General features: G+C 62.2%; 23 protein-coding genes. 5 read left to right on the forward strand and 18 right to left on the reverse strand.

Annotated elements, in window-relative coordinates; translation table 11 throughout:
* Nucleotides 1–26: 26 nt before the first annotated feature.
* From AC0L24_RS25580 to AC0L24_RS25615, 8 genes are all read right to left on the reverse strand, one after another.
* On the reverse strand, nucleotides 27–770 hold the full coding sequence (locus AC0L24_RS25580; RefSeq protein ID WP_127807823.1) for an amino acid ABC transporter ATP-binding protein: 744 nt from the start codon (nucleotides 768–770) through the stop codon (nucleotides 27–29).
* Nucleotides 767–1,741 carry an amino acid ABC transporter permease gene (locus tag AC0L24_RS25585; RefSeq protein ID WP_127332355.1) on the reverse strand — a complete coding sequence of 325 codons (975 nt, stop codon included), beginning with the start codon at nucleotides 1,739–1,741 and terminating at the stop codon, nucleotides 767–769. Before AC0L24_RS25585 ends, AC0L24_RS25580 begins: the two co-directional genes overlap by 4 nt.
* A 56-nt stretch (nucleotides 1,742–1,797) precedes the next feature.
* Complete coding sequence (locus tag AC0L24_RS25590; protein WP_127332357.1) at nucleotides 1,798–2,631, reverse strand: transporter substrate-binding domain-containing protein; 834 nt, start codon at nucleotides 2,629–2,631, stop codon at nucleotides 1,798–1,800.
* Between the two features lie 265 nt (nucleotides 2,632–2,896).
* Nucleotides 2,897–3,724, reverse strand: a complete 828-nt coding sequence (locus AC0L24_RS25595) for an alpha/beta fold hydrolase (RefSeq protein WP_127811247.1) — start codon at nucleotides 3,722–3,724, stop codon at nucleotides 2,897–2,899.
* A gap of 2 nt (nucleotides 3,725–3,726) precedes the next feature.
* Nucleotides 3,727–4,803, reverse strand: a complete 1,077-nt coding sequence (locus tag AC0L24_RS25600; RefSeq protein WP_127807824.1) for an LLM class flavin-dependent oxidoreductase — start codon at nucleotides 4,801–4,803, stop codon at nucleotides 3,727–3,729.
* A gap of 27 nt (nucleotides 4,804–4,830) precedes the next feature.
* Nucleotides 4,831–6,342: an aldehyde dehydrogenase gene (locus AC0L24_RS25605; protein WP_127807825.1), complete on the reverse strand. Its 1,512-nt coding sequence runs from the start codon at nucleotides 6,340–6,342 to the stop codon at nucleotides 4,831–4,833.
* Between the two features lie 22 nt (nucleotides 6,343–6,364).
* Complete coding sequence (locus tag AC0L24_RS25610) at nucleotides 6,365–7,342, reverse strand: flavin reductase family protein (RefSeq protein WP_127807826.1); 978 nt, start codon at nucleotides 7,340–7,342, stop codon at nucleotides 6,365–6,367.
* A gap of 176 nt (nucleotides 7,343–7,518) precedes the next feature.
* Nucleotides 7,519–9,312, reverse strand: coding sequence for a helix-turn-helix domain-containing protein (locus tag AC0L24_RS25615; protein ID WP_127807827.1), 1,794 nt, complete (start codon nucleotides 9,310–9,312; stop codon nucleotides 7,519–7,521).
* A 163-nt stretch (nucleotides 9,313–9,475) separates the two neighbouring features.
* Here AC0L24_RS25615 and AC0L24_RS25620 point away from each other — a divergent pair, with 163 nt between their 5' ends.
* Both AC0L24_RS25620 and AC0L24_RS25625 read left to right on the forward strand, forming a co-directional pair.
* Nucleotides 9,476–10,057 carry an amino acid synthesis family protein gene (locus AC0L24_RS25620; RefSeq protein WP_128287425.1) on the forward strand — a complete coding sequence of 194 codons (582 nt, stop codon included), beginning with the start codon at nucleotides 9,476–9,478 and terminating at the stop codon, nucleotides 10,055–10,057.
* Between the two features lie 799 nt (nucleotides 10,058–10,856).
* Nucleotides 10,857–11,174: an ArsR/SmtB family transcription factor gene (locus tag AC0L24_RS25625; RefSeq protein ID WP_164873700.1), complete on the forward strand. Its 318-nt coding sequence runs from the start codon at nucleotides 10,857–10,859 to the stop codon at nucleotides 11,172–11,174.
* 188 nt (nucleotides 11,175–11,362) lie between these two features.
* On the opposite strand, the gene AC0L24_RS25630 is transcribed toward AC0L24_RS25625, so the two are convergent.
* Complete coding sequence (locus AC0L24_RS25630) at nucleotides 11,363–11,662, reverse strand: DUF1236 domain-containing protein (protein ID WP_127266845.1); 300 nt, start codon at nucleotides 11,660–11,662, stop codon at nucleotides 11,363–11,365.
* A 510-nt stretch (nucleotides 11,663–12,172) separates the two neighbouring features.
* Here AC0L24_RS25630 and AC0L24_RS25635 point away from each other — a divergent pair.
* The 3 genes from AC0L24_RS25635 to AC0L24_RS25645 all read left to right on the forward strand — a co-directional run bounded on the left by AC0L24_RS25635 (nucleotide 12,173) and on the right by AC0L24_RS25645 (nucleotide 14,716).
* Nucleotides 12,173–12,550: a low affinity iron permease family protein gene (locus AC0L24_RS25635; protein ID WP_127320400.1), complete on the forward strand. Its 378-nt coding sequence runs from the start codon at nucleotides 12,173–12,175 to the stop codon at nucleotides 12,548–12,550.
* A gap of 803 nt (nucleotides 12,551–13,353) precedes the next feature.
* Complete coding sequence (locus AC0L24_RS25640; protein ID WP_127807831.1) at nucleotides 13,354–14,097, forward strand: DUF4142 domain-containing protein; 744 nt, start codon at nucleotides 13,354–13,356, stop codon at nucleotides 14,095–14,097.
* 22 nt (nucleotides 14,098–14,119) lie between these two features.
* Nucleotides 14,120–14,716, forward strand: a complete 597-nt coding sequence (locus tag AC0L24_RS25645) for a general stress protein (RefSeq protein WP_127398531.1) — start codon at nucleotides 14,120–14,122, stop codon at nucleotides 14,714–14,716.
* 297 nt (nucleotides 14,717–15,013) lie between these two features.
* Here the strand turns inward: AC0L24_RS25645 and AC0L24_RS25650 are convergent, their stop codons facing one another.
* The 9 genes from AC0L24_RS25650 to AC0L24_RS25690 all read right to left on the reverse strand — a co-directional run bounded on the left by AC0L24_RS25650 (nucleotide 15,014) and on the right by AC0L24_RS25690 (nucleotide 25,861).
* Nucleotides 15,014–16,786, reverse strand: a complete 1,773-nt coding sequence (locus AC0L24_RS25650; RefSeq protein WP_127807832.1) for an SLC13 family permease — start codon at nucleotides 16,784–16,786, stop codon at nucleotides 15,014–15,016.
* Nucleotides 16,787–17,099: 313 nt separating this feature from the next.
* A complete protein-coding gene (locus AC0L24_RS25655; protein WP_473564273.1) occupies nucleotides 17,100–18,176 on the reverse strand; it encodes an ABC transporter ATP-binding protein in 1,077 nt (358 codons plus the stop codon).
* Nucleotides 18,173–18,973 carry an ABC transporter permease gene (locus AC0L24_RS25660; RefSeq protein WP_473564274.1) on the reverse strand — a complete coding sequence of 267 codons (801 nt, stop codon included), beginning with the start codon at nucleotides 18,971–18,973 and terminating at the stop codon, nucleotides 18,173–18,175. The genes AC0L24_RS25655 and AC0L24_RS25660 overlap by 4 nt, the downstream gene beginning before the upstream one ends.
* 1 nt (nucleotide 18,974) lies before the next feature.
* Nucleotides 18,975–19,835 carry an ABC transporter permease gene (locus tag AC0L24_RS25665; protein ID WP_127807834.1) on the reverse strand — a complete coding sequence of 287 codons (861 nt, stop codon included), beginning with the start codon at nucleotides 19,833–19,835 and terminating at the stop codon, nucleotides 18,975–18,977.
* A gap of 59 nt (nucleotides 19,836–19,894) precedes the next feature.
* Nucleotides 19,895–20,899 carry an ABC transporter substrate-binding protein gene (locus AC0L24_RS25670; protein WP_127397116.1) on the reverse strand — a complete coding sequence of 335 codons (1,005 nt, stop codon included), beginning with the start codon at nucleotides 20,897–20,899 and terminating at the stop codon, nucleotides 19,895–19,897.
* A 59-nt stretch (nucleotides 20,900–20,958) separates the two neighbouring features.
* Nucleotides 20,959–22,428 (reverse strand): aldehyde dehydrogenase, encoded by a 1,470-nt coding sequence (locus AC0L24_RS25675; protein ID WP_127397115.1) that lies wholly within the window; start codon nucleotides 22,426–22,428, stop codon nucleotides 20,959–20,961.
* 10 nt (nucleotides 22,429–22,438) lie between these two features.
* Entirely contained in the window at nucleotides 22,439–23,476 is a 1,038-nt protein-coding gene (locus AC0L24_RS25680; RefSeq protein ID WP_127397114.1) for an LLM class flavin-dependent oxidoreductase, read from the reverse strand.
* Entirely contained in the window at nucleotides 23,473–25,281 is a 1,809-nt protein-coding gene (locus tag AC0L24_RS25685; protein ID WP_127807835.1) for an alpha/beta fold hydrolase, read from the reverse strand. Before AC0L24_RS25685 ends, AC0L24_RS25680 begins: the two co-directional genes overlap by 4 nt.
* Entirely contained in the window at nucleotides 25,274–25,861 is a 588-nt protein-coding gene (locus tag AC0L24_RS25690; RefSeq protein ID WP_127268589.1) for an amino acid synthesis family protein, read from the reverse strand. The genes AC0L24_RS25685 and AC0L24_RS25690 overlap by 8 nt, the downstream gene beginning before the upstream one ends.
* Between the last annotated feature and the right edge of the window lie 13 nt (nucleotides 25,862–25,874).

Raw genomic sequence — 25,874 nt, forward strand, 5'->3', positions numbered from 1 at the left:
CATCCACGCAGCTTTTTTCTGGAAGTTTAATGCTTCAGTATCTGGCTGAGGAACAACTTGGTTCGATCATGGCGCGGGTGGCCGAAAAACCCGTCGGGCGTGCCCTCCTCGACGATCTGCCCAGCGTCCATGAAGATCACCCGGTCGGCAACCGCACGCGCAAAACCCATCTCATGCGTCACACACACCATGGTCATGCCGTCCCGAGCCAATCCCGTCATCGTCTCTAGCACCTCGGAGACCATTTCCGGATCGAGGGCGGAGGTCGGCTCATCGAACAGCATGACAGCCGGTTCCATGCACAGGCTGCGGGCAATCGCCACGCGCTGCTGCTGTCCGCCGGACAGCTGGATGGGGAACTTGTTCGCCTGCTCGGGAATGCGGACCCGCTCAAGGAACTTCAGTGCGGTCTTGCGCGCCTGCTTTTCCGATACGCCCTTCACCCACATTGGGCCGGCCATGCAGTTCATCAGCACCGTCATGTGCGGAAACAGGTTGAAGTGCTGGAAGACCATGCCGACGTTGGAGCGCACGGCGGCAACGTTGGTCATCTTGCCATGTAAGGCAACGCCGTTGACGACGATGTCGCCCTCTTGATGCGCCTCCAGGCGATTGAAGCAGCGGATGAGCGTTGATTTGCCGGAACCCGAGGGCCCGCAGATCACGATCCGCTCGCCCTTGTGGACGATCAGGTTGATGTTCTTCAGCGCCTGGAATTTGCCGTACCATTTGGAAACGGACTTGGCTTCAATGATGGCCGGAGCGCTCATCGCACCTTGCTCCTGTGGTAATGCCGTTCGATCCGCGATTGGACCAGTTCGAGGCAGATCGACAGCATCCAGTAGATCATGGCTGCCGAGATCAGCATCTCCATGTGCTGGAAGGTCTTCTGTCCGAGGGTGCGCGCCAGGAACATCAGCTCCCACACGCCGATGACCGAGACCAGCGAGGAATCCTTCAGCATCGAGATGAACTGGTTGCCCGTTGGCGGAATGATGACCGGCAATGCCTGCGGCAGGATGATGCGACGCATGGTCAGCGTGAAGCCGAAGCCCATGGAGCGCGACGCCTCCCACTGGCCGCGATCGATGCTCTGTATGCCGGAGCGGAAGATCTCGGTCATGTAGGCGCCGTAGCAGAGCGATAGCGCCAGGATGCCGGCCGGAACCGCATCAATGACAAAGCCGAGCTGCGGCAGCCCGAGATAGATCAGATAGACCTGCATGAGTAGCGGCAGGCCGCGGAAGAAGGAGGTGTAGAAGCTGGCGATGGCGTAGGCGAAGCCATTGCTGGAAAGCTTGGCCACCGCACCGGCGACGGCGATGACGGAAGCGATAACGATCGAAATGGCCGAGACGTAGAGTGTGGTGACAACGCCCTGGCTAATCAGGAACGGCAGCTTCTCCCTGATAAAGGGCAGGCTGAGATGGAACGTTTCGAAGAAGGCGATGAACAGGAGCAGCAGTTCGAGCCAGACGATGCCGATCTGGAACTTGAGCGGCGCGAAGCCGATCAGCACGACGTTCAAGGTGAAGATCACCGCTATGGCGAAAGCAATGGCAAAGCGGCCGTAGAAGCCACTCACCGACGGTTCGCCGATCACGGGGCGCATTAGTTCGGCAAAGCTGGTGCTCGACATGTTGAAAGCCATGAAGAGAAGCAGAACGACGCCGAACATCGTAGCCACGAACCAGGGTTTGTGGACGAGGATTTCGGCTTCGACGGTATCGGGATAGAGCATCTTTGAGCACCGGCTGTTCGGCGGCCTGCCGGGGGGCAGGCCGCCTTTGAAAGGGGCTAGTTGGTCTTCGAATAATCCTGCCCGTACCACTTTTCGGAGAGCTTGCTCAGCGTGCCATCCTCCTTCATCGCTTTCACGGCGTCGCCGATCTTGGCGGAGAGTTCGGGATCGCCGCGTTCGATGGCAATCGCCAGCGGCTCGTAAAACACCGGATCGCCTAGTTGCTTGATCGGGTAGCCGGCCTTCTCGGCGTCGAGGATCGACGGTAGCGAAGAGACCACCGCGTCCAGGCGCACGCCGTCGCCGAGGCGGAGGTCGTCAAAGGCGGTCGTCGAATTCTCGTAGGAGCGGACCTCCTTCGGGTTGAGCTTGTACTCGAATGGCGGCGCGCCGGCGGCGTCGAGCGTCAGATCCTTCTTGGCATAGGCCTCGAAGGTGGAGGTACTGGTGGCGCCGACCACCTTGCCGTCGAGATCTGCCAGCGTCTTGGCCTTGCTGTCCTTGTGCACGGCAACGGCCGCCGGCGTGTAATAGTAGACCGCCGGAAAATCGAAGATCTCGGCGCGTTTCTTGGTCGGCGTCATCGAGCCGGCATGCATGTCCCAGCGCCCCGCCCAATGGCCGGCGGTGATGATGTCCCAGCCGGGCGTGATGAACTCGACCTTGACGCCGAGGTGCTTGCCGATGGCCTTGGCGACGTCGACATCGAAGCCGTCCAGCTCGTTGCTGGAATTCACGAAGGACTGCGGCGCCCAGTTGGCATCGGTCGCCACCTTGAGCGTGCCGGCCGCCAAAACGCGGTCGAGCACCGCGCCTGCGTGAGCAGGATATGCGCCAAGCGCAAGCGCCATCGCGGCCAACGTCAGCTGTGGTCTGTTCCAGAATGTCATATCCGTATTCCCCTGTTGTTGTTCAGTTCCTTGCAGTCACTTCCGTTCAGCCGGTCATGACGTCCCAATTTCGTGCCGACCTGGTCGGCGTCCTCTCCCAAAGGCCCGCCGATTTAGCGACGTCGTGGCCGGTCCGGTCTTCCGATGTCGCGGAGGATGTTTGCCGTCGCCATTCCCCCGATCACAGGGAAGGTCTCGGCCCGCTCCCTGCGAGGTGTCGTGCAGCCAGTGATGTCCGGCGTTCGCTTTCGCATCGCGAAGGCTGCTATTCATCGGCGCCGCCCCCTTTCCCGCGGTCAGCGTCCATCAGGAAATCGCCCATCAGGGTGGCAACCCGAGCCGGCGCCTCGATCAGGATCGAATGACGAAGTCCGGGCAGGATGGCGAGTTGCGACCCTTGCACCTGTTCGTGCATCAGCCGTGCCATCCGCGGGCTGGAGCCCTGATCGTCCTCCCCGGTCACGATCAGCGTCGGGCAGGTGATGCGGTCGAGAATGCCGCCGAAATCGGTCTCGGCCAGAACGCGATAGGCGGCCGCATAGCAGTCGCGGTCGTTTTCAGCGTCACGCCGGCGCAACTCGGCGATGACCTCCGGGTTGCTGTCCTGAAAATCCTCCGTCAGCCAGCGCGACAGCGAGGCTGCATGATGCACTGAGGCATCGCTCGCCATCAGCGCCGCCAGCCGGCCACGCACCGCGTGCCGTTCCTCGGGCGTGCGGCCGGCGACCGTCGACAGCAACACCAGTTTTTTCAGGCGCTCGGCATGCGTCAGCGACAGGCGCTGTGCGATCAGGCCACCCAGTGAAAACCCGGCCAGATGGAAGGTGGCAAACCCGACATGGTCGGCCAGCGCCAGCGTTTCCTTGACGAAATCATCGATCTCGTAACGGCCCTTGATCCGGCTGGAGCGGCCATGGCCGCGCAGGTCGAAGGTGAGAACCGAGAAGCGATCTTTCAGTTGGCCCGCCACGCCACTCCAGGCTTCGAGATAGGAGCCGACTCCATGGATGCAGACCAGCGGCAACCCACCCTCACCCTCAAGGCGCCAGTTGAGCAGTACGCCCTCGACATCGAGCTGGCCGGAGCGCGCCATGGTCACGCCCTCGCCGCCTGGCGCGCCCTTTCGCGCTCGCGCGCGGCGAAGACCGGCATCACCTCGTCGACCCACAGCTTGATCGTCTTCTTCTGCAGCTCGAACGGCAGGTTGAACGTCAGGCCGAGGCAGTACTGGTCAACGCCCGCGGCTTCATAGTCGAGCAGCTTCTCGATCACCTCGTCGGGCGTGCCGAACATCAGGTTGCGACGGATGTTCTCGGGATTGTAATTGTCTTTGCCCTTGACGCTCTCGTAGGGGATAGCTTCGGGAAAGCCGTTTTGCACGGTGCCGATGTTCTGGAACAGGTTCTCGAACGCGCGGCCATAGTCAATGGCATGCCCGACCGCGATCTCCCAGTCGTGCGCTCGTTCGTAGACGCAGGTGCGCCGCTGCATCATCAGGCGCGGGCGCGGCACCTCTGGATGATCGGCGACGGCCTTGCGGAATTTCTCGCCGAGCACGGCGATCTCGGCCGCCGGCGCCGACAAGGGCGTCGACAGGATCGAAGCGCCGATGCCGACCGCCCAGTCGAAGGTTCCCGGGTCCCGCGCGGCCACCCAGATCGGCGGATGCGGCGTCTGCAGCGGCTTCGGCACGCCGGCGGCGAGCGGGAACTTCCAGTAATCGCCGTCATGGGCATAATCCTGTGCCCACAGCTTCTTCACCGCCGGCACCAGCTCCTTCAGATAGGCAACGCCTTCCTGCTGCGGCATGCCGCCGGCCATGCGGTCGAACTCATATTGGTACGAACCGCGCGCGATGCCGAACTCCAGCCGCCCGCCGGTCAGGTGATCACAAAGTGCCGCCTCCCCTGCCAACCGGATCGGGCTCCAGTAGGGCGCGACCAGCGTCGAGGTGCCGAGGCGGATCTGCTCGGTATGCTGGGCAAGCCAGGTCAGCGTCATCAGGGGGTTGGGCGAGATCGTGCATTCGATCGTGTGATGCTCCGCCGTCCACAGCGTCTCGAAGCCACCCTCGTCGGCCAGGCGCGCCAACTCGAGGAGATTGCTCTTCACCTTCGACATCGGCATGTCGGGCGAGAAGCGTTCCATGGTCAGCGAAACGGCGAATTTCATGTCGGTCTCCCCAGTGCGTCGGGTTGGTCAGCGAAGGCGGATAATGAAGGGGTCCTGCATGGCGCCCGAGTAGTCGATGACGACGTTCTTCAGGCGCGAGAACTCCTCCATGGCGTCGAAGCCGCCGCGCCGCCCGTAGCCGCTCTCCTTGAAGCCGCCATTGGCGGACATGAAGGACGAGGCGCGGTAGGTGTTGATCCAGACGGTGCCGGCTTCGACATTCCTGGCGAAACGCAGCGCGCGGTTGATGTCCCGGGTCCAGATGCCGGAGGCGAGGCCATAGCGGGTGTCGTTGGCGAGACGGATCATCTGGTCTTCCGACGAGAACGGGATGACGCCGACGACAGGACCGAACAGCTCCTCCTGCATGAAGTCCATGCCGTTGTCGGCATCGGTCATCACGGTCGGCTCGAAGTACCAGCCGCCTGCAAGCTCATCCGCCTGCGGCCGCTTGCCGCCGGCCGCAATCCGCGCGCCCTGGCGCACGCCCGAGGCGACGTAGCCTTCCACCTTGGCGAGTTGCACCGACAGCGCCAGCGGTCCGACGTCGGTTTCCTCCAGCATCGGCAGCCCGACCCGCACGCGCCGCGTGCGTTCGACCAGCGCCTCGACGAACCGATCGTAGACGCTGGCCTCGACGAAACAGCGCGAACCGGCGACGCAGGTCTGCCCAGCCGCCGCGAACACACCGGACACGACGCCGTTGACGGCATGGTCGATGTCGACGTCGTCGAAGACGACATGTGGCGACTTGCCGCCGAGTTCCATCGAACAGGGGATGAGGTTCTCAGCCGCATTGGCGGCAATCCGCCGGCCCGTCGCCGTCGAACCGGTGAAGACGAATTTCGCGATGCCAGGGTGCCGGGTCAGCGCGTCCCCCGCCACGGCGCCGGTGCCGGTCACGACATTGACGACGCCGGCCGGGAAGCCGGCCTCCATGATCAGCTCGGCCAGCGCGAGCGTGGAGGCACTGGCATGCTCGGACGGCTTGACGACCACCGTGTTGCCGAGCGCCAGGCATGGCGCCAGCGTGCCGGTGAGCAGCATCAGCGGCGAGTTCCATGGCGTGATCATGCCGACGACGCCGATCGGCTCGCGCAGGTTGAAATTGAGCATGTCGAGCTTGTTGACCGGAATGGTGTCGCCGAGCAGCTTGTCGGCCATCCCTGCGAAATAGGTGTAGCTGTCGGGCATGGCGCGCATCTGCGCCCGCATTTCCTTGAGCAGCTTGCCGTTGTCACGGGTCTCGATCAGCGCCAACTCGTCGGCGTGCTCCAGCACCAGTTCCCCCAAACGGCGCACCAGCGTGCCGCGGTCGGTCTGGGTCATGCGTCGCCAGACTGGATTGGCAAAAGCTAGGCGCGCCGCCTCCACGGCCGCGCCGACATCCTCGGCATTGGCCTCTGCGAATTGGTACCAGGGCTTGCCGGTGGTCGGATCGAAACTGTCGATGTACTGGCTACCTTTCGGCGCCACGAACGCGCCGTTGATGAACAGGTTCTGGCGTGAGCCTTCGAGCGATTCGACCGTCGTTTTCATGCTGTCTGTCCTGGGTGAAGCATCATTCGGATGCGGCTTGCGTCCACGATTGCGACTGGCCGTCGATCATGGCGACGCGGCCGCCGTCGCCGGTGTCGATGTAAATGCCGAAGCGCTTGTCCTGGCGCTCCCGCGCATAGCGGCGCAGCATGGCGCGCAATTCATGGGTGGCGACCCGCTCATAGGGCAGCACGTCGACGGAAAAGAAGGCGTGGCCATCCGGAAGTGCTGCTTCAGCGCTCTCACGGCTCAGTTCGGCGCGGTAGATGAGATAGCCCGGGTCGCTGTCGGCGACGTCGAAGACCGAATAGAGGAAGGTGTTTTCAGGGACGAGGGTCAGCGCCTCGCCGCCATCGAGGACGAGCTGACTGTCGGCCTTGCGGCGCCGCGCCGTCGGCAGCACCCAACTTCCCTTGCCATCGGTGCGCAAGAGGATGCGGTCGCCGGCTTCGACAAGATAGCCGATGATCATGTCCTGCGAGGCCAGCCAGCCGGCAGGCAGCGGATCCTTTACGCTGGCGTAACGGCCGCGGCAAAACCCGAGCGGCGCCGATGGGCTGGTTCCGAAAGCCTGGACCTGGCCGATCAGGATGATGTGGTCGCCGGCCTCGATGCGGTTGTGAACGGTGCAGTCGAACCATGTCAGGCTGTCGGTGAGGATCGGCGCGCCGGTGTGGGCGCGGTCATAGTTGACCGACTGGAATTTGTCCGCCGCTTTGGATGCGAACACCGAAGAAACGTCGACCTGGCCTTCATGGAGGAAATTGACCGCGAAGGACCGTGTTTCGTTGAATGCGGGAAAGCTCGCCGCCGCCTTGGCGACGCAGACCAGGAGCAACGGCGGGTCAAGCGAGACCGAGGTAAAGGAGTTCGCGGTCATGCCGCGCGGATTGCCGTCGCAGTCGCGCGTGGTGATGACGGTCACGCCGGTGACGAAGGTGCCGAAGGCACGACGCAAGGCGATCGGGTCGATCGTCCTGTGTACCACCGCGTCCGCCATTGCTTTCCTCCCATAGTGTCGGATGAAAGCTAGGCAAGAGACGGCCGGCCTTCTTCCTCCGGTCTGTAGGAAAGATGTCGGGGCGTGCTGCTGCCATCCCGAGCAAGTGCAGGCGCAGCGCGCCTGCACTTGCGGCGGCTGCCGCGTCGAAACAGTGGTGGCGAGGTCAACAGAGTCTAACGGGCTGTCGGCGTGCGGCTGTCGATGATGCCGCTGAGACGGATCGCGAGTTCAACCGCGAAGCGCTGTTCGGGCGTGTCGAGACGGATGCCGAACAGGTCCTCCATGCGCGACAGGCGATAGCGTAAGGTGGTGACATGCAGGCCGATGGCGTCGGCGCAGGCCTGGCTGCGGCAGCCCTCGCGCAGATAGGCAAATAACGTCTCCAGATAGGGCGTGCCGTGCTCGCGGTCATGCGCGATCAGGGCGCCGACACTTTCGTCGACGAAGCCGCGCACGTCCGGAGCGTCGGCAGCGGCGACCAATATCGGCAACGGACCGAAATCCTGGCCGGCAAAAACGCCGGTGCGTCCGAAGGAACGGCCGATCCGGATCATGCGGCGGCACCGCTCCCAGGCGATGGGATAATCGACCAGCGCGGCACAGGCCTCGGAAAGCACAACCACCGGCTCACCTTCGAAATAGCGGCCAAGCCCGGCCGCAATCTTGTGCGGCAATTTCGCGAAGCGCGCGCCATCCTGCCCGGTATCGGCCGGGACAAGACAGACAAGCCCATCCTCCACCGCGATTGCCGTGCCGGCAATGCCGGCCTGCTGCAGCAGACGCATGACCTCATGATGCGGATCGGCAAGGCCGATGGCACCGTCCTGTTCGGCGAGGTCGACGACGATCATCTTCTGTGCAACGGTCAAGTCGAGCCCCAGCCGGCGGGCGCGATTGACGATATCGGCCTCGTCGCGCCAGCGGCGCTCCGCCACCTCCAGGAAAAGCTCGGTCAGCGAGCGCGTCTCGAAACGGAAGCGCACGAAGCTGCGCATCATCTGCACACTGAGGGCGAATTTGGTGCTGTCGAGCAGCATCTGATCGAGTTGACCAGACTCGTGAGGCGTCGGGAAAATCATCAGTGCGCCAACCACTTCGGCGTCGATGCTAAGCGGCTCGATGCGCACCGAAAGCTTGAGCTGTCGCTTGCCGTCATCGACGAACAGCGTCTCGGTGTGACGCCCGTCGGACGCGCCGCGAGCTATCTTGAAGATTTGCCGGCTGAGCGTTCCGCTCACCGCCTGCTGCCAGGAGGCGGTGTCGAAATGCGCCTCGCTCGGGGAACGGCCGGCGACAACCAGATTGGCATGGAAATCGATCACCACCACAGGATTGGGTAGCAGCTCGCTGACTTTTTCGGCGAGCGAGGCCACCGATCCGTCCGACAAGGCTTGCTGGAGAAGCGAGGTGTGCGCCGAGAGGGCGCGCTGCAGACGCTCGCCGGCCTGCTTCTCCTGGCGCAGCCGATGCTGCTTCTCGACCGCGATCTCACCCAGATGCACGATCATGCCGATGAAGGCGATATCCTGCGCCGTCACTTCGGTGATCTCGCGGGAAACGACGGTCAGCACCATCGGCCGGCCGTCTTCGTCGACGCAGTTCATCGGCATGACCAGAACACTGCGGTAGTCGCGCTCGAAGGCTTCTCGGCGGTAGCCCGGGAACTCCTCCGATACGCGCGCGTCCCTGATGTAGACCGGCTCGTTGCGGTTGAGCGCGACGATCGAGGGACTGGTGGCCAGCTCCCAACGGTCCGGCAACGTGCGGTGAATGAGCGTCGGGTCGTGGCGCACGATGACATAGGCGTGGCCGTGGGGGGCGTCGATGCCCATGATCGAGCCTAGAGTCCATTGGGCATGACGACAGGCCGCCAGCACGAGATGGCGCAGCACGGACTGGAGATCGCCGCCCGAATTGATGAGGCTGGCGGCATCCCGCAAGGAGAGAATTTGCGACTCGTGGTCCACGCCTGATCTTCCGCCGCTCGCGAAGGGCGAATTTAAGCCGTCGCGGATATACGAACGCTACACCGCTTCCAAGCGGGACGCACGCCGTTTCTTCCTACGAACCGGAGGAATACCCGATGGTTGGCGTGCATTAGCTTGAGCTTCCACCTGGAGAGGCCAAATCATGGAATTGCGAAAAGTCAGCACCTTCATCGAGGAAGTGCACATCGAAGGCGGCAAAGCGGGTGCAAGGCCGGTAACGTCGATCGTGGTGGCAGCCGTCCTGCGCAACCCATGGGCCGGGCGCGGCTTCGTCGAGGATTTGCAGCCGGAGATTGTCGCCATAGCGCCCCGGCTGGGGCAGGAACTCACGAGCCGCCTGATTGGATTGATGCAGGCGGAACGCGTCGAAAGCTACGGCAAGGCGGCCGCCGTCGGAACCGCCGGCGAGATCGAGCATGCCTCCGCCATGATCCATACGCTGCGCTTCGGCAATGTCTTCCGCGACGCCGTCGGCGGCACGACCTATCTCGAATTCTGTAACACCCGCAACGCGCCGGGCGCGCTGCTATCGCTGCCGATGATGCACAAGAGCGAGAACGGTCGCCGCTCGCATTTCATCACCGCCAACTTCCAGATCGCCGACGGCCCGGCTGCCGACGAGATTGTCGTTGCCATCGGTGCTGCGGACGGCGGCCGGGTTCACCCACGGATTGCGGACCGCTTTCAGGACATGAAAGAGATGGAGCAGGAAGCAGCGATGTGAGGCTTGCGCTGGGTTCCACAACATCACCGTGGGTTCCACAACATCACCAATGTTCAGAGCCGGCGAATGCTGATGACGATCTCGCGGCCTATTTCGAAGAGCTTGCTAGGCTGCAGTGCAGGCTCTCCGGACCCGAAGGTGCTTGGCGAACTGCACAGGGGTCCTTGCCGTTCATCTCCGGCCCATCGATGCTGTCGGCATGCGGCGTTGCGATCCGGCACCTTTGATGCCGGAAGCACTGTGGCGGTACCTAGTTTGTCAGTACCCTCCAATTGCCTGCCTCTTCAAGAGCCCGCTACGCCGGTGGCGGTGTTTTGCTTTGTTGGTGCCGCAAGCGTCAGGAAGGCAGTCGCCGAATTGACGGGAACAATTTAGCGAAAAGTAAATTCAACGGTCTTCTGGTAGGAGGCCAAAGTGTCCCAGCGAAGCATCGACAAAGACCGATTGGATCGCGCAGACCGCGAGGCAAAAGTTGCTAACGCGGCCGAGAGAGAGGCGCGTTTTTTAAAAACTGCGCGACTTCGAGAACAACGCCTTGCTGCCGAAGCCAAAGGTTCCCAGGCTTCGAAGAAGGGTCGATCCAGGAGCTAAGGCGCTTAGCCGCCGACGCCGGCCGTCAGACAGCGACGCCCTTCTGATGGAACATTACGCTACGCTAATAGTTCTAACGCGCCGGAGCGCCCGACGATCCCGGCACGTCATCCTTGGCCCGCCGCTGCGGTAAATGGGAGGCGAGTTCAGAGTTCTTTACATTTCGGCCTGCGCAAGGCCCGCTCGACGCGTGAGTGAGGGAGACATCATGGATCCCGAAAACCACAGCATTTATGCGCCGTCCGCGGAGCTGCTCGCTGCCATGGCTAATGAAAAGCGCCTTCTCGCTCTAGTCATTCTTGCCAACGGAGAAATATCCGTTTCTGATCTGGCGTCGCGATTAGGGCTTAGCAACTCCGCACTCTCCCAACACCTTAGCATAATGCGAGAATTTGGGCTGGTCACGCGGAAGCAGGAGCGTCAAAAAGCGTATTACTCGTGCACTGATCGTGCCCTGAAGGTCCTTGAACTCCTGGACTGGCTTGCTGAGCGGAAAACTCTGCCTGGCCGCGACCATCATCCATAAAGCCCGAGACCTTTGGAGGGGTTTCCTCTCGGCCTTCGCTCTAACGTGCTTTCCGCATTCGTGCCGGAGAGGCGTGCCAAGAACGCTTGCGATGTCGCGACTTTAAGGCTCATCATCTTCGTCCGGACGTGGAGATTTATAGCTTCAGCCCCGCCGCCAGCGATGGCGGCGGGGTTGGATTGGTTCGTTCAGTCGTAAACCTTGATGATTTTTCGGGTGCCCGGGTCCACCAGCACCGTGCGGTTGTCGACCACCACATAGCGGTATTTGACGTTGGGGACCTCATGTATCTCAACCGTGTCTGGCAGAGCTGTCCCGACATTCAGTTCCACGCCGGGGAGCTTGACCGACGCCAGGGGCTGCTGCTTCACATATTCGCGGATGACGGTGTCTTGTTCCGGCTGGATAATGATGTCGTCCGCGGCGGCTGAGCCGATCCCAGCCAAGAGCAACATCGCTGCTGCGGTGTTCTTTAGAAGCATGTTCATATCTGCACTCCCGTGGGGACGGGCGCAACACGATCATCGTCCCGCGCCGCCCGGCAACTTGAACATGGAGCCGCCCTAAACGTTCCGCCTGAGGCACTTAGGTCTAGGCCCTTTGGGGCCTAAGTCTGGTCCTAGAACACGCATTGGTCCTGTCAGAGACAGCGACTGGAACGCCTGCCCCCCGCGGCTGTTGTCTCTCGAATTTGGGATAAACCCAGATGGATAAAAGTGCTGGCCAAGCACGCTGTTATTGGCAGCTGTCCCCTTTCTCGTGATGGCACTCGTGCTTGGCTGACATGTGGTGGATCGGCGCAGCAACGTCCCTTCCGACGCCGATAGCAGGGTTCGCGAGCCGCCCAGCTGCTCGCGAACCCTATATCTTTAACTTGGAGTAGGTGACCTGATGTTGCGCGACAAAGAGAGTCGGATCTTAGAGGCAGACTTACTGGCAGCAGTGCCTATCTGTGTGGCCATTACCGCACTGGTCGCCTTGATGACTTTGGCCCGGATATGAATCGGTTCCTTTTCGCGGCCTCCGACTTCCTATCTCGGCCGCCGGGCTTCTATGTCATTCTCATAGCAATGGTTTTGTGCACCGCCCTGGTGCCCTTTGGTCTGACAAGTGCGGTTACCTACGCCCTGTCGGTTGCCGCCATCGTGATCACTGGTGTTGTCCTTCTACAAGGCTATCGCGACACCGCCGCCATTCACGCCAAACTCGATGAGATCATCGTTTCACTGAATGAAACCAGAAATGACGTTGTCGGATTGGAGCACGCCGAGCCGGAGGAGATCCGGGACAAGCTTGTAGAACTCGAAGCAGAGGCGTCCCGAACGATCGGCGCTGCCAGGCGCGAACTTTCGAAAGCAACAGGAGAGAGATCATGAACAATATCATTTGGCTAGTCGGTCCGGTGGTCGTCGTCTTGGCGATTTTGAGTTTCTTTGGCCTTCGGTAGGGCGGCCATTTCCGCCGACAACCTGAAGGATTATCGGGACCAAACTTGGCATCGCAAAATTGCTTATCATGAATGACAATCATCCGCCCCCCGACAAGTTGGTGTCCGATCCACCGCCAGATTGGCAGGGCGTGCTTTTTGCCACCGCTGCTTTCGTCTCATCCATATGCGCCCTGCTGCTGGCATTTTGGATGTCTGTTTGATCGCTGTCGGACAGGCCCATTGTCCTATAGAGAGCCAAAAAGGTTTGGCATCAAAGTTGCATTGACAAGTTGGGGCGGATGAAGCCCGCCGCTTCGCAAATGGGGCGGCGGGCTTTCATAATCAGAAACGAGCAGCGCCGGGTGCCTTGGCCGTTCGCGCGATCACTTGGCGGAGGTCACGCATGTCGACCTGCCTACCCGCCGGCATGCCGGTTAGGCGGAGTCTGGGGCGCGACCGACGTCTTTCCGCCTTTGTGGTGCTTTTCTGACCGGGCGCGTCTGCTTCAGGCTCTTGCCGGATCGCACACCGAACTTTTCACCGTTGGATTTTTCGCCATCAGGCTCCCTCTGCGCGCAATGGCAACTCTTCGATCGGTCTGAGGTCCCGGACAATGGGATCGGTGACGCTCCGCCAGCTTCACGACGACGGGAACGGCGCCCCGAAATGTCCGACATTTGTCAACGTCCGGAACAAAGGTAGCGCCAGGAGATTGGGGTTCATCGTCCTCCTCAACCAAGGAACCTCAGCATGAGAACCAAACTACGCATGGCATCGCTCTCGATCGCGACCGTAATGACCGCTGTACTGCCTGCCTTGTCAGCAGAGAGGGCACAGGACTTCGTCACGAAGGCCGCGATCGGCGGGATGTTCGAAGTGCAGTCCAGCAAGGTCGCTCAAGACAAGCTCCAAGATCCGACCCTTAAGGATTTCGCCCAGAGGATGATCTCCGACCATGGCACTGCGAACGCCAAGCTCGAGAGTATTGCCGGCGAACAGAAATTGCAGGTGCCCGCCGACCTCGACGCTGCCCACAAGAGCGACGTCGACAAGTTGCAGTCAGCTGCGGCGCCAGTCGATGCACCCTATGCCGACATGCAGAGGACGGCGCATGCCGACGCTGTGAGCATGTTTGAAAGTTACGCCAAGGATGGCGACAATTCCGCTCTCAAGTCGTTTGCAAGCGAGACGTTGCCGACACTTAAGATGCATCAGGAGATGATCGGCAAGGTCGCGGCTGCCGCTCCTGCCCCCGACAGTTCCGCGCCAGCCGCCTCCGATGCAGACACCACAAATTCTGCGGCGCCGGTGCCTGGTGCCAACAGCTTCACCGAGGACCAGGCCAAGAGCGCCATCGAGAAGGCGGGTTACTCGGACGTCTCCGCCCTGACGAAGGACGACAAGGGGATCTGGCGTGGAACCGCCAGCAAGGACGGCAAAGCAGCGCCCATCGCCCTCGACTTTCAAGGCAACGTCGTTGCCGGCAAGAATTGATCACCAAGCAAGGAAAAATCAGATGAAAACCGTAACAGGACTCTTCGACAATTACGATCAAGCAAGCGACGCTGTGGGTGAGCTTGAAGCCACCGGCGTTCCGCACGACGATATTAGCATCGTGGCGAGCAATTCGAGCGGCCGGCTTACGGGCGAAGCGTCGGAGGCTGGCGAGGATGCGGCGGCGGGGGCTGGTGTCGGCGCCGTTATCGGAGGGGCCGGCGGCCTGCTCACCGGCCTCGGCCTGATGGCCATACCTGGTGTCGGCCCCGTGGTTGCCGCGGGCTGGCTGGCAGCGACTGCGGTCGGCGCTGTCGGCGGTGCCGTGGTCGGTGGCGCAGCTGGTGGCATCATCGGCGCGATGACAGAGTCCGGTGTGCCGGAAAACGACGCACATGTTTATGCCGAAGGCGTTCGGCGTGGGGGAACAATGGTCACAGCCAGGGTCGAAGACGACCTAGTCCCCGACGCGGAAGAGATACTGAAGCAATATAATTCCGTCGACATCGCCCGCCGTCGAAACGAATACGAAGCAGGCGGTTGGACCGGCTTCGATCCAACGGCTGATGTCTACACAGGTGATGACCTGGAGGGGGCCAGAGGGCGTCGCAACGTGTGAGATGAAATGACTGGGCGGCTAACAGGCCGCCCTCGTCCGCCCTGCGCGATGTGCAACGCTCGTATCTCAGGTTAGCGGCAAGATCGAATGTCGTTGTGACGGCTTGCAGTTCACCATGGCCCTGCCGCTGCGCAAAACACTCCTTGTGCCGACTTTTGCTTGCTTTCCCTTCGCCCCGATAAACGGCTGGAACAAAGTGTCTATCGCCGCGGGCGGGACGAGAGGGCCACCGTTGGCGACACCAACCGGAATGTAGTGTCATGTGGGATTTCCAAGGAGGGCATCCGAATATCGATGTCAGTCCACTGGCCAAACGATCATAAGCATCGGCACGGCAACAATGACTACGAGAAAAGATAGGGGCAGTCCCAGACGGGGATAGTCGCTGAAGCGGTAGCCACCCGGCCCCATGACAAGCGTGTTGCACTGATGTCCGATCGGGGTGAGAAAGTCACAGCCGGCGCCAATGGCGACAGCCATCAAAAATGCTTCCGGCCGGTAGCCCAGATCACTAGCAAATTCGGCGGCGATAGGCGCCATGACAAGGACGGTGGCGGCATTGTTGAGGAATGGCGTAACGGCCATGGCGGCGACAAGGATGAGCATCAGTGCGCCGGACGCCGGAAGAATGGTCCCTAGTTTGGCAAGCTCGCCGGCAACTACTCCCGTCGCCCCTGTACTGCGTAGCGAATCGCTTACTGGAATGATAACGGCCAGCATCACGAGTATAGGCCCATCGAGCGATTGGTAGACGTCGCGGAGCGGAATGACCTTGAAAAGCACAACCGCGACAGCGGCCGCGAAGAAAGCGACGGAGACTGGCAGCATCCCAAACGCCGTCGCCACCATGGCGAGAGCAAGGATTACTACCGGCACGATACCCTTGCGGACGCTACCAAGAAGGATTGCCCTTTCTGCCAGTGGTAAGCAGCCGAGTTCACGAAGTATCTCAGGCATCCTGGCTGCAATGCCCCGCAAAACGACAACGTCCCCGAGCCTCAGCTCGACTTCGGCCAGCCTGCGGTCGAGGCGCTCCCCGCGACGGCTGACAGCCAGGAGGTTGACATTGAAGCGATCGTAAAGGGCAAGGCGCTGGGCGGTCCAGCCGATCAAAGAGGAGCTTTCACCGATTACGGCTTCGATAGCGACCATTTCGTTGGTGGTGTCGTCACCACCAACCCTATCCCCGGTCACGCTGAGCCTGCCCTGGGAGACAAGGCGATCCAGCGCTTCTGGGTCGCCCTCGAGCAACAGGATGTCATTCACCTTGAGGATCGCGTCGGGCAGTGGCGTCATCCGCATCGTGCGATTGCGCAGAATCGACGTCACGATTGCATCGCCGCCGGCGAGCTTCATGAGGTCTGCGACGGTTTTCCCAAGCACCGTGGAGTCGGCGACAATTCGAGCCTCCGTAAGGTAGTTCTTGATGTCGAGGGCTTCGTTCAGTGATCCGCCAAGCTTTTCGCGCACCGGCAACAACCAATAGAAAAACAGAAGGAAGATCGTTCCGGCAGCGGCTATGGCAACTCCAACGGGTGTGAAGTCGAACATTGTGAAGGCGGTTCCGGTCAGTTCCTCTCGTACTCGGGACACAACGATGTTGGGAGATGTTCCCACCTGCGTCATGAGACCGCCGAGCAGTGACCCGAACGCCATAGGCATCAGAAATATCGAGGGTGAAATGTTAGACCGGCGCGCGAACTGGAAGGCGATCGGAATCATGATAGCGAGCGCCCCGATATTCTTTACAAAGGCAGAGAGGATCGTGACCACGATCACCAGCAGCGCCAGTTGCGACCGAACTCCCGATAATTTCGGAGCAAAGCGCTTGATGGCGGCCTCCATGATACCCGAGCGCGATATCCCTGCGCTCACCAGCAGAGCGCTGCCAACAATAACCACGATATCGTCGCTGAACCCGCTGAAGGCTTCGTCAAGAGGCACAATGCCAACCGCGAGAGCAAGCAACAGTGCCGCGGCCGCGACCAGATCATAACGATAGCGACCCCACACGAACGCTGCCATCATCACGAAGGTTACGGCAAATGACAAAATTTGCTGCGTCGTCATGTCTTCGAATGCCCCAGCCGCCAATGCGACTCATCAGAACGGCCAAACCGCCCCTTTTGTTGCTTCGCTGATTGCGGCTTTGCCAGCACGATCCTGAACGCCATCGGGCGATGGCCACTGTCCCACGGCTTCCAGCGCAGTCGCCTGCGATCGTCAGCTTTCAGGCGATGGCAAAAGCGACCTTACGACCATGAGGTGCAAAGCAGTCCGGCGGCGTTGGGCAGGAGCGGATCGGCAGCGTTCAGACACGGATTTTAAGAAGCGGTTCTTCGGGCCTTCACAGACATCGACGTGACCTGACCAATCCGGCCCTTCAGGCCGGAAACAAGAAGGCCGATCCGGGATCAAAAAAGATACGCTTGCCTGATGTTGTGGCGCTGTCTGCTCCCTCCGCGTCAGAGGCTGGCCTGACATCAATTTCGTCGCCGGCGGCCGTGCGCGCCATGACGCGCCGGCGGTCGCCAAAGAACGCCGTGTCGATGATCTCGACGGCGAGCGCCGCGCTCGTGGCTCCAGGCGCGAGGCGGAAGGCTTCCGGGCGCACCATCAGCCGGACCCTCTGACCCTGGCCGAACGATGTTGTCGTTTTGATACCGGTCACGATTGAGCCGTCGGCCAGGCGGATCGTGGATGCGCCACGCGCGGTTTGCAAATGCTCAGCCGGCAGAAAATTCGAGTTGCCGATGAAGCCCGCAACAAATTCGCTCGCCGGCCGGAGGTAAAGATCCTCGCCGGTGCCGATCTGTTCGATGCGGCCTTCCCTGAACAGCGCGATCCGATCGGATAGGTGCAGCGCCTCCTCCTGGTCGTGGGTGACATAGAGGATGGTGACGCCTGTCTCCCGGTGGATGCGGCGGATCTCGGCCTGGATTTCCTGGCGCAGCTTCTTATCAAGCGCCGATAGCGGCTCGTCCATCAAAAGGATCGGCGGGTCGTAGGCGAGCGCGCGGGCAAGCGCCACGCGCTGCTGCTGGCCGCCAGACAGCGCGCCCGGATGGCGGTCGGCGAAGTTTTCGAGACGCACCAGCGCCAGCATGTCGGCAACCTTGCGCTTGATCTCAGCATCCGGCCGGCGGCGCACGCGCAGCGGAAAGGCGACATTCTCGGCGACGCTCAGATGCGGAAAAAGCGTGTAGCGCTGGAAAACCATGCCGATGTTGCGCTTGTGCGACGGCACCGAAAGCAGCGACATGTCCTCCAGAAGCACATCGCCTGAGCTCGGATCCTGGAAACCGGCAATGGCGTAGAGCGTCGTCGACTTGCCGGAGCCGGACGGGCCGAGGAACGTCAGGAATTCACCTTTGGGCACATTGATGGTGACGTCGTGGACGGCGACGAAGGCGCCGAACGTCTTTCTTAGCGCGCGTATGGACAGGAAGCATCGGGTCATCTGGACAATTTTCTGCGAAGGAGTGCGGTCACGATCATCAGGCAAAACGTCAGGCCAACGAGCAGGCTGGAGGCGGCGGCGACCACCGGGCTGAGGTCTGCGCGCAGGCTGCCCCAGATCTTAACCGGCAAGGTCTGCAAGGTCGGACTTGCCATGAAAATCGCTACCACGACCTCATCCCACGAGGCCAGGAACGAGAAGATCGCCGCCGAGAAGATGCCGATCCTGATCGACGGCAAGGTGATCCTCAGCCGCGCCTGAAACGGACTTGCGCCGCAGACGATGGCTGCATCCTCGATGGATTTATCGAAACCTTCGAGCGCAGCGGTGATCGGGATGATGGCGAAGGGAAGCGCCAGGATGGTGTGGGCGATGACGAAGCCGACCGTGGTGCCGGCAAGGCCGATGCGCAGGAAGAAAGCGTAGATGGCGATGGCGAAAACGACGACCGGCAGCACCATCGGCGTCAACAGCAATCCGCGCAGGACCTGGCGTCCCCGGAACTCACACCTGACCAGGCTGAAGGAGGCGAACAGGCCGATGATGACGGCCAGCATAGCGGCCATGGCGGCAATTCGGGCACTGGTCAGCGCGGCATCGATCCAGGTCGGGTCACCCAGCAATTGCTGATACCATCTCAGCGTCCAGCCGGGTGGCGGAAAGGCCAGCCAGCGCGACGAACCGAACGACAGGAGCACGATGAAGACCACCGGCAGCAGCAGGAATGCCGCGACGGCCGCCGTGAAGCCGACAAGCGCCACCCGCAGCCATCCGAGCCGTTCATAGTCGAGCAGCATGTCAGATCCCTCCCCCGGCGCGCCTGGCACCAACCAGGCGAAGCTGGATCGCGTAGAGCGCCATGGTGAAGACAAGCAGGACGAAGGCGGCCGCACTGCCGAGCCCCCAGTTGAGTAGCGACTGCACCGTCTGGGCGATCATCTCTGCCAGCATCATGTTCGATGTGCCGCCGAGCAGGGCCGGCGTGACGAAGTAGCCGAGCGACATGACGAAGACCATCAGACCGCCGGCGGCGACGCCCGGAAGAGACAGCGGCAAGAGGATGCGGCGGAAGGCCTCGAACGGGCTTGCGCCGCAAAGGGCGGCGGCGCGCAGCGTCATAGGGTCGATGGCGCGCAAAGTGCCCACCAGCGGCAGGATCATGAAGGGCAGCATGATGTAGACCATGCCAATGGTGACCCCGGCCAGATTATTGATAAGCGGTAGCGGCTCGTGGATGATGCCGAGCCCCATCAGTGCCCGGTTGATCACCCCCGTACGCTGCAGCAGCACCATCCATGCATAGGTGCGGGTGAGAAGGTTGGTCCACATCGACAGCACGATGATGCCGAAGACGATCGATCCCATGGCCGGCGGCATGATCGCCAGCATCCAGGCAACGGGAAAGGCCACCAGGATGGTGACGGCGGTTACGACCGATGCGACCAGGAAAGTGTTGAGGAACACCCGCACATAGGTGCCGCTGCCGAACAGGGTCGCGTAGTTCTGCAGGCCCGGTTCAGGATCGGTTACGCTGCGCAGCAGCAGGGCCACCACCGGCATGATGAAGAACAGGCCGACCAGCAGCAGAGCCGGCAAGGCGCTGCCGCTGCCGGCCGGCAGGCCGGCGACTGAGCTGCGTCTGAAAGAAATTCCTTGCATCGAGCGGTCCTGTCCCGAAACGGGGCGCGCAAGCCGCGCGCCCGTCACCTGCAACGGCGTTACTTGGTCTGCCAGGCATACCAGCGCGTGGCGATCTCATCTCGATGCTCGGCCCAGTAGTTCATGTCGAGGTTGATCTGTCCCTCAACATGGGCATCGGGGAGTGCTTTGACGGCATCGGCGGGCATCTCAGCCTTGGCCTTGGTATTGATCGGCGCATAGCCGCTTGCCTCGGCGAATTTCGCCTGGCCGGTCGGGCTGGACGCAGCGGCAAGGAACTTCATCGCACTGCCCTTGTTCTTGGCGCCTTTCGGCACGACGAGCACGTCGGCGGCGGTGAGGTTCTGGTTCCAGGAGACTCCGACATCGGTGCCATCCTGCTGAAGGGCAAAGACGCGCCCGTTCCACAGTTGCCCGAAGGCGGCCTCCCCGGAAGCGATCAGCTGCTGTGACTCAGCACCGCCGCCCCACCAGACGATGTCGGACTTGATGGTGTCGAGTTTCTTGAAGGCACGGTCGAGGTCAAGCGGATAGAGCTTGTCCGCCGGCACGCCGTCGGCGAGCAGCGCGATCTCGATGACGCCGGGCGCCGACCATTTGTAGAAGGTCCGCTTGCCGGGAAACTTCTTGGTGTCGAACATGTCGGCCCAGCCGGTCGGTTCGCCCGTTACGGCACTCTTGTTCCACGCGAGCACGAAGGAATAATAGAAGCTGCCGACGGCATGCTCATTGCTGAAGCGCGGGTCGAGATCGGCCCTGGGCACCAGGGAATAGTCGATCGGTTCCAGCAGCCCGTCCTTGGCGGCCTTGATGGCGAAGTCCATCTCCACGTCGACGACATCCCAGGTAACGTTGCCGGCATCGACCATGGCCTTGAGCTTGCCGTAGTCGGTTGGTCCGTCTTGCAGGACCTTGATGCCGGAGTTGTCCTCGAAGGGGGCTGCCCAGGATTTCGTCTGCGCCTCTTGCGTGGTGCCACCCCAACTTGTGAAGGCCATTTCATCGGCCTTGCCAGCGGTGGCGGCGAGCAGTCCGGCCAGCAAGCCGGTCAGAAACAATTTCATGATATTCTCCTCTGTTGGTCTGTTCTTGTTTTTCTCAATGCACCTGCGCCCCACATCCCTCAGCGCATGACGAAGGGATCCGGGATCGGCTCGTCCGACGTCTTGATCCAGACGGATTTCGAGCGCGTGTAATCTCTGATGGCGTCGAGCCCGCCTTCGCGGCCGAGACCCGACAGGCCGTAACCGCCAAACGGAACGAGCGGCGATACGGCGCGATAGGTGTTGACCCAGACAACACCGGCATGGATGTCACGCGCCATGCGATGCGCCTTGCCGAGATTGCTGGTGAACACGCCCGAAGCCAGGCCAAAGGGCGTATCGTTGGCGAGCGCCAGTGCCTGCGCCTCGCTGTCGAAGGCAAGCACGCTGAGCACCGGCCCGAACAATTCCTCGCGCACGCAAGGCAGGTCGCTGCCGCCGGCGTCGATGATAGTCGGCGCGTAGTAGAAGCCGTCGCCGGTTGGCCGCGTTCCACCGGTGACCAGTCTGCCGCCCGCGGCAAGGCTCTCCGCGACCACCTTCTCGATCCAGTCTCGCTGGCGCAGCGTGGCGAGCGGCCCCATTTCTGTGGCCGGATCCTGTGGGTCGCCGATGCGGATCGCTTCGGCCTTGCGCTTCAGCCGGACGAGGAACTCATCTTTTACCGAACGCTCGATCAGCAACCGTGACCCGGCGACGCAGCTCTGGCCGGTCGCGGCGAAAATGCCGGCGACAACCGCATTGGCGGCGCTGTCGAGGTCGGCGTCGGCAAAGACGACGATCGGGCTTTTGCCGCCGAGCTCCAGCGTCGTGTAGGCAAGGTTCTCCGCCGTATTCCTGACAATGGCGCGCGCCGTCGAGGGGCCGCCGGTGAAGGCGACGCGCGAGACCAGTTTGTGGCTGGTCAGGCGCTGGCCGCACTCATGGCCGAAGCCGGTGAGGATATTGACGACGCCGGAGGGAAAGTCGGCTTCCTCGACGAGTTCGGCAAAAGCGAGCAGCGGCGCCGGACCATCCTCGGAGGCCTTGAGCACGATTGTGCAGCCCGCGGCCAGCGCCGGGCCGAGCTTGACGGCCGAAAGGAACAGCTGCGAATTCCACGGCACGACGGCGGCAACGACGCCGATCGGCTCGCGACGAATGGTGACGTCGAGATCCGGCTTGTCGATCGGCACATGCGCGCCTTCGTGCTTGTCGGCGAGCCCGCCATAATAGCGGTAGTAGTCGCCGACATAGGCGATCTGGGCGCGCGTTTCGCGGATGATCTTGCCGGTGTCGCGTGTCTCGAGTTGGGCAAGGCTCGCGGCATTGGCGGCGACGAGGTCACCGAGCTTGACAAGCAGCTTTCCACGCTCTGTCGCTGTCATCCTTCGCCATGGGTCTGAGCGCAATGCGCGGTGCGCCGCCTCGACGGCGCGGTCGACATCGGCTTCGCTCGCCACCGGCATCCTGGCCCAGGCCGCGCCGGTCGACGGGTCGACGCTGTCGAACGTGGCTGATGGCTCGTCGAAGCGGCCGTCGATGAAGTTCCTGAAAACAGCGTCGGTCATGGGCTCGCGATCAGAGGAAAGCCGGCATTACCCGGTCGATGAACAGTTTCAGCGATTTCGTTTTGCGCTCATGCGAAAGCCCGCTGTCGATCCAGATCGAATACTGGTCGTAGCCGAGCGCCTCATAAGCCTTCAGTCGAGCGAGGACTTCGTCGGCTTCGCCGATCACCAGATTCTGCCTGATCCTGTCCGGCGCGTATTGCGGCATGGCCGCGATCTCGTCCTCCGTCAGCGGTTCCAATATGCCTTGGTGCACCGGCTTCTTGTTTTGGAACCAGGCGCCGAACTGGCAGTAAAAGGCCGACAGGTCCTGGGTGAGGCGATCGGCATCGGCTGCGTCCTCGGCGACGAAGGTGTGCATCAAAAGCATAATCTCCGGCCGTTCGATCTCGGGATGCGCGGCGCAGGCTCCGTTGAAGCGCTGCATCAGGGTCGCCACCTCGTCGTCGCCAGAAGCCAGCGGCGTCACCTGCACCTTGCATCCATGGGAAACGGCAAAATCGTGCGAGTTCGGATCGCGCGCCGCCACCCAGATCGGGGGGTAGGGTTTCTGCAGCGGCTTGGGCGAGGAGGTGGTGGGCGGGAACTGCCAGAACTCGCCTGAGAGCTCGAAGTCGCCTTCCCAGAGGCCGCGGATCGCCGGTATGATCTCACGCATGCGCTGGCCGGCGCCCCAGGCGTCGAGGCCTGGAAAAATACGCTGATATTCATAACTGTAGGCGCCGCGCGCGATGCCGATGTCGAGCCGACCACCGCTAATGACGTCGGCCATCGCCGCTTCGCCGGCAAGTTTGATCGGATGCCAGAAGGGCGCGATCACGGTTCCGGTACCGAGACGGATCCGGCTGGTTTTGGCCGCGAGATAAGCGATATTGATAAAAGGATTGGGCGAAATGGTGAATTCCATGCCGTGATGCTCGCCGATCCAGGCGGTCTCGAATCCGGCCTGTTCGGCCATCAGGACCAACTCCTCGAGCTCGGTCACGAGCTCGGAATGCGGCTTGGCGAGGTCCGACCGTTCCATATGCACGAAGAGCGAGAATTTCATCGCTGGTCACCTGTGTTGGGTGCTGTGGAACCGGCGGTCCTGGCGAGCGGCCGGACCTCGCCTTCGACATCGTTGCCGACATAGACGCCGAATGCATCCACTGAGCATTCCTTGACATAGCGTGCGAGCATCGAGCGGATCGCCGGATCGGCGATTTTCAACTCCTCGATCGCGTGGATCTCGACCAGCCTGATGCCGCGATCGCTGGAAGCGGGCACGTCGAACGTGCCGCGATAGTAGACATGTGTGCGCGAAACATCTCTGGCATCGTCCCAGACGGCGAAAAGGAAGCCCAGCTTGGCCTCGATGGCCCTCGCGGCAAGCACCCCTCGCAGGCTTTTCCCATCGCCAGCCGCACCCAGACCCCGACCGCGCGGCAGTTCAAAACCATCCGCCGTGTCCAGGAACAGGATCCGGCCGCCATTCTCGAGGATGGCGCCGACATCGGTGCCGGGCTGGGTGGCTGCCAGCGCGTCCTGGCTGAGGCCGGGCGCGACATACGCGCCGCGGCAATAGCCGAGCGGCTGCGCGGAATTGTGCTCGAAATCGCGGACGCGGCCAATGAGGATCGAATGATCACCGGCATCGACCAGCCGCTCCATGTCGCAGTCGAAGGATGCGACGGAGCCGTCCAGCACGGGGCTGCCCGTTCGTCCCGGTCGCCAGGCAACGGCGGCGAACTTGTCGGCCGCTTTCGAGGCGAATATGCCGGACGCTGCCTTCTGATCCTCGTTGAGGACGTTGATGGCGAAGCTTTTCGATGTCGCAAAGACAGGATGGCCAACCGCCTTATGAGCGATGCAGACCAGCACCAAAGGTGGATCAAGCGACACCGAGGTGAAGGAGTTGGCGGTGAAGCCGCGCGGCTCGCCTTCGGGCCCGATGGTGGTGACGATGGTGACGCCGGTGAGGAAGGAACCCAGCGCACGGCGGAACTCGCTGCCGTCGAACCCGGTGTTCGCCGCGGCAGCGCTGTCTTGCTCGATCGCTTCGCCTTCTTTGAGGAAGTCGACGATATGGCGCGTCGTCAGGCCGGGATCCGCCACCGCCATCATATGCCGCTCGCCTGAGAGCACTGTGCAGCGGCCATGCGGCGCCAGCCGCGCCATCGCGGCCGACATTGCCGGCGAAGAATTCCTGTCCTCGGAACCGGTCATGAACAGGGCCGGTACGGCTAGCCTCGGCAGGCGGTCAGCGTGGTCGCTGTCGGCACGAGCGAACAGGCGATAGGTGCGAGCATAACCTTCCGGGTCGACGGCACCCAGTACGGCGGCCGTCTTCCGTGCAGCCGCCTCGAGCTCGACCGGCACCGGATCTCCGAACCAGCGGGCAATGGTCTGTGCCGTGCCGGTCACGTCACTCTTGCCGGTAAGCGCCACCGCGCGCTGGCGAACAGCTTCGGCCAGTTCAGGTGGCCGCCGGAACACGGCATTCAGCGAGACGATGCGGCGGACGCGCTCGGCTGCGCGTAGCGCGAGTTCCTGGGCAACGAGCGCGCCCATCGAGTGGCCGATGACGGATACTTTGTCGAGGCCGAGATGGTCGAGCAGGCGAATGGCCTGATCAGCATAGTCGGCGAGTTCTGGGTTCTGCGGCGGCAGCGGCGACTGACCGTGGCCGAGCATGTCGATGGCGATGACGTCGAAGCTATCGGACATCCGCTCGATCTGCGGCTGCCAGATCTCGGCGTTCATACCAACGCCATGAATAAAAAGCACCGGTGCGCCCGCGCCGACACGGATGAAGCCGGTGCCGTCGGGCGCCGCACCCCGTCGAACCCATGCCGATGCGGAAGCGTCAGCCATGCACGTCCCCAAGCTCTTTGAGGTCCTGGTAGCGGTCGCCGATTCGATGATGCGGGCGGCCGCCGATCGAGGCGCCGAGCGCCACAACCAGCTCGTCGGGCGCCGGTGCATCGCCGATCTGGAAATGCACGGTGAGGTAATGCGAGCGCCGCCCTTCGTCATTTTTGTCCATCAGCGGAATGATGATCGGGGTGTTCGGCCCGCCGCGCAGATTGGTGAAGGCAAGGTAGGTCTTGGCGCTTACGGCACGCCGATAGTGGTTGCCAAAGTGCAGCGTATGGATCAACGCCGACGCATGCTCGATCTCGCCCGACGTACCGCAGATGGCGGCCTTGCCATAGCCCTCGATAGCCTCGCCGGAACCGGCGGCGGCAACGATCTCGTGGGTCAGGATCTCTCCCAGCACCGGCGCACAGGCTCGGATTTGGGGCGACAGATCGTCGGTGAAGCCGCGACCGGCCCAAGGATTGGTCAGCACCGCTGCGACGCCGATAAGGCGCAGCGGCCGGGGGGCGGCCTTGCCGCCTTCGATCAGCGTGTTCTCGGTATAGGTAACGATCTTACGAATGGCGGGCTGCATGGAATTCCTCGGG

Source organism: Mesorhizobium sp. WSM4809 (genome assembly GCF_055811655.1).